This is a genomic window from Kitasatospora sp. NPDC002543, assembly GCF_053594915.1.
Genome location: NZ_JBSFWR010000277.1, coordinates 1 through 1,018, shown reverse-complemented (window position 1 = coordinate 1,018; position 1,018 = coordinate 1). Strand labels below are relative to the sequence as shown.

At 73.9% G+C, this 1,018-nt stretch carries 1 protein-coding gene; it reads right to left on the bottom strand.

The features are described from left to right. Positions 1–768 (bottom strand): DUF2797 domain-containing protein (locus ACWD4P_RS38565; RefSeq protein ID WP_449782860.1); only part of this gene is annotated, 768 nt, incomplete at its 3' end. Positions 769–1,018 lie beyond the last annotated feature (250 nt).

Sequence of the window (1,018 nt, the reverse complement as noted above, 5' to 3'; positions counted from 1 at the left end):
CAGTTCGACTCCGGTCCCAGCTTCTTCAACCGGACCGACATCGTCATCCTCGCCAACCTCTGCCGTGCCCTCTGCCCCGCCCTCTGCCCCGCTTGCTGTTCCGTTCCCTGTTCCGCCCTCGATCCCGAAGACCTCCGCGTGATCGACCACCTCGCACGGGAGCCGCTCCAGCGACTCGGGCCACCCGGCGAGCGCGACCGCGGTGGCATGCGCCGTCGCCAGCTCCGCGGCCCGCTCACCGGCCGGGGGCAGAGCCGCCCGTACGGCCCGCTTCTGCGCGTACGGAATCCGGTCCGGAACGCCGAGCGCGCTACGCAGCAGCTCCTCCGCCCGCCGCGCCGCCATGAGCGGCCCGCGCCCCAACCACGTGAACGCGACGGCCCCTTGTTCGAGCAGCCGGGCGGACCCGCGCCCGACCCCGGTGATCCCCACCTTCACCATCCCGCTCCCGAACCAGGCGAGATACACGTGGTACGGCCTCGGGTCGTCCGCCATCGTGTCCGCGGCGACGGAGTGCGCCCGGTCGATCCCGGCGCACTCGGCACACTGTGCCCGCGTCCCCCGCCCGGACAGCACCGCACCCGCCGGACACGGCGTACGCCGCCCGCCCCGCCACACCCCGAGACATCGGCGCCCGCCCACGGCCCGGAAAGCCAGCACGTCCCCGAAGGCGAGGGGACTCTCGCGCTCCCCCTTCCCCTCCCCGTACCACCCCAGCGCGGGCCCGCCCCCGACCCGCCACCGCACCCCGGTGCACCACCACGTCATGCTCAGGACGCTACTCCCGGGCACTGACATCGCCGGGGGCTGCGGTACGTTCCCGCTGCTCGGGGACGGGATCAGGGGAGGGGACGGTGGCAGCGCTGGGCTTCTTCTTCATCACGTTGCCGTGCCTCGCGATCGCCGCGCCTCCACGGGCTTCGCCGCCTGCCGGGCCCAGCGCCGGAGGGCGTTCAAGGTCCTGGCCGCCGTACCCCTGACCACCGGCCTGACCCGCGCGCTCATACCGATCGGGATC